The organism is Paenibacillus forsythiae T98, from assembly GCF_000520735.1.
GTDB lineage: Bacteria > Bacillota > Bacilli > Paenibacillales > Paenibacillaceae > Paenibacillus_AQ > Paenibacillus_AQ forsythiae.
Map to the genome: position 1 here is coordinate 1 of NZ_ASSC01000372.1, position 3,157 is coordinate 3,157.

Sequence of the window (3,157 nt, forward strand, 5' to 3'; positions counted from 1 at the left end):
CACCAGTCCGATCCGCACGTAGGCATCGCCCTGTGAGCCGAATCCCTCTCCCGGAGCAACCGCCACATGGGCCTCTTCCAGCAATTTCTCGGCAAATTCGAGCGATCTGTAGCCTTCCGGAACTTTAAACCAGGCAAAGAAGGTTCCGGCCGGAGCGGACACCTCCCAGCCGATGCTCCGCAGCTTCGACACCAGCGCATCCCGTCTGCGTTCATAGCATTCCACGAGCCGTTGTACACTCTCCTGAGGCCCAAGCAGAGCGGCCGCCGCCGCATCCTGCACCGCTCCGAAGATCGTGCTGTACGCATGCGTATGGTACAGCTTGAGGGCGCCGATGACCGAAGCGTTGCCGACAGCGAATCCGAACCGCCAGCCCGCCATGTTGTAGGTCTTGGACAGCGTATAAATCTCCACGCCGTATTCCTTGGCGCCCGGTATTTGCAGCAGACTGATCGGCCGCCGCCCCCCGAATCCGAAAGCGCCGTAGGCAAAATCGTTCACCACCGGGAAATGATGCTCGGCGGCCAAAGCGAGCGACTGCTCGAAGAAGGCCCGCGTCGCCACCGCTCCGGTCGGATTGTTCGGATAATTCAGCAATAGCAGCTTCACGCGCCGGAGGATTTCCTCCGGAACCGTGCGGTAATCCGGAAGAAATCCGTCCTGTTCATATACGGGAATCGCGTGCACCTCCGCCCCGGCCATCGCAGCCGACGCATAATAAGGAGGGTAGGCCGGGTTGGCCGTCAGCAGAACATCGCCGGTTCCGAGCAGGGTTTGGGCGATCCCCATAATCCCGGTGCTCGACCCGTGAAATACGGCGACTTCCGTATCCGGGTCGAGATCAACGCCATACTCGCGCTTGTAGAAGGCGGCGACGGCCTCAAGCGTACTCTTTTTTCCGTAAAAAGGGGGGTATCCATGGTGCTCCGGCTTGTCGGCCGCTTCCTTCAGGCTGCGGACAATATGCTCCGGGGTCGGCTGGTCCGGATTGCCGCTGGACAGATCGATAATATCAACGCCCCTGCTGCGGTAGTCGGCTACCTTTTCCTTAAGCGCCCTGAAATAATGTTCGGGAAGCCGGCCGACGACAGCGGATGTTTTAAAGTTCACCATGATTACACCTCATCAAAGTCTTCTATTCATTGAAATAAGCAGGCAGTCTGTAACCTTCATAATCCGGATTGGATTTGATATAGTCCTTGAATTCCTTCGAATGATAGCCTTCGATAATATCCTTGACGAACTGCTTGTCTTTATTTTTGCCGTCCACCGCCACGATGTTGGTGAAAGGGTCCGTCATATTTTCCAGCTTCAGCGCCGTTGTAAGTTTGATGTTATTCGCAATGGCGAAGTTGCCCTGAATGGCGGCAAAATCCACATCCTGCAGCGCCTGAGGCCCTTGAGCGGGCTCCGTCGGCACAAATTTGATATTATGCGGATTGGAGGTTACGTCATTAAGCGAGGTTTGCAGCGGATCAATATTATCCTTCAGCGTAATCCAGCCGACCTCTTTCAGAATCGTTAGAGCACGCAGCATGTTGACAGGCTCGTTCGGCAGATTGACCTGGGCGCCGTCGCTGATTTCATCCAGGCTCTTATGCTTCTTGGAATAGAGGCCCATCGGAGGAGTCGGGACCTGAACCGCGCCAATCAGATTGATTCCTTCTCTTTTGTTGATCGACTCCAGATAGAGAGAATGCTGGAAGACGTTCGCGTCAATCTCCCCTTGCGCCACAGCCACATTCGGCTGAATCCCGTCCGTGAACTCCTTGTAGGTAATCTTGTACCCTTTTTTCTCAAGGTAAGGCGCCACGCCGTTCTTGAACTGATCGCTGTAAGGCCCCGGGTTAAAGCTGATGTGCAGCGTCTTCGCTTCCTGCTCCGAACCGTTTCCTGACGAAGCGGCTTTGGAGTTGTCTCCGCATCCCGAGATCAGAAGCACTACAGCCATAATCACCAACAGCGGCGACACCCATCGATTCATTACCTTTTTCACTAACCATCTTCCCCCTTAAGTATCCATATTCATAGTTTTTCCGATTATCTTATTTAACCAATTAAGTTAATCGGATTTATTTGTTTTCCATGATAGTATGCATATTTAATACTGTCAATACGTTATAACACTGCGATTATCAATTTTTTATTTATTCATTGGATGAAATATGAAATACTAGTTTACTTTAAATTCCGAGTATGTTACTTTGAATAAGAGCAAGAGAAGCTTATGATTTGACAAGCGAAAGGAAGAGACTCATGGCTAAAGTCGAAAGTTTTCAATTGGACCATACGAAAGTCAAGGCCCCTTATGTACGGGTCGCCGGAACAGAACGCAACGGAACAGACGCCATTGTGCAAAAATATGATTTGAGACTGCTCCAACCGAATACCGACGCGCTGCCGACCGCAGCCCTGCATACGCTGGAGCATTTGCTGGCCACCTACCTGCGCGATGAGCTGCCCGGAATTATTGATATTTCTCCTATGGGATGCCGCACCGGCTTCTATCTGATTATCTGGGACGAGCATGAGCCGTCCGCAGTCGCGGCGGCGCTGACCAAAGTGCTGCGCAAGGTTCTGGAAACGGAGACCGTACCTGCGGTCAGCGCTCTGGAATGCGGCAACTACAAGGACCACTCCCTGTTCAGCGCGAAGGAATATGCGAAGCTTGTGCTTGAGGCGGGCATCAGCGACGATCCTTTCACGCGCCGCTAGGGAGCGGGACAAGAACGATGCTGACGATTGACTTGACCGGCAGGACGCTAGTCGTTACCGGAGGTCTTGCCGGCATCGGCAAAGGCATTGCGGATCTGTTCCTGCAGGCTGGCGCCAATGTCGTGATCGGGGATATCGCCTGTGATTGGAAGGAAATCATCCAGGACCGGCTGGCGGTTATCCGCTGCGATGTTACCCGCGCGGAAGACGCCGATAAACTGATCGGCTTCGCCGTTGAGACCTTCGGCAGAATTGACTTCGTGGTGAATAACAGCGGCATTTCCACCATGGATTATGCGGTGGATATCAAGGAAGGCGATTGGGACAAGGTGATGGACGTCAACGCCAAGGGCGTCTATCTTGTCTCCCAGGCGGGAGCGAGGCAAATGCTGCGGCAGGGCGGCGGCGGGCGCATCATCAATATCGCCTCGCAGGCCGGCAA

General features: G+C 53.7%; 4 protein-coding genes. 2 read left to right on the plus strand and 2 right to left on the minus strand.

Annotation, left to right across the window (positions count from 1 at the left end):
• On the minus strand, nucleotides 1-1,110 hold a 1,110-nt coding region (locus L692_RS0112005; RefSeq protein WP_084463169.1), incomplete at its 3' end, for an aminotransferase class I/II-fold pyridoxal phosphate-dependent enzyme.
• Nucleotides 1,111-1,135: 25 nt separating this feature from the next.
• Nucleotides 1,136-1,996, minus strand: a complete 861-nt coding sequence (locus L692_RS0112010) for a MetQ/NlpA family ABC transporter substrate-binding protein (RefSeq protein ID WP_232238777.1) — start codon at nucleotides 1,994-1,996, stop codon at nucleotides 1,136-1,138.
• A gap of 260 nt (nucleotides 1,997-2,256) precedes the next feature.
• Between L692_RS0112010 and L692_RS0112015 the strand changes: the two genes are divergently transcribed.
• Nucleotides 2,257-2,715, plus strand: coding sequence for an S-ribosylhomocysteine lyase (locus L692_RS0112015; RefSeq protein WP_025700154.1), 459 nt, complete (start codon nucleotides 2,257-2,259; stop codon nucleotides 2,713-2,715).
• Nucleotides 2,716-2,732: 17 nt separating this feature from the next.
• Nucleotides 2,733-3,157 (plus strand): SDR family NAD(P)-dependent oxidoreductase (locus L692_RS0112020; RefSeq protein WP_025700156.1); only part of this gene is annotated, 425 nt, incomplete at its 3' end.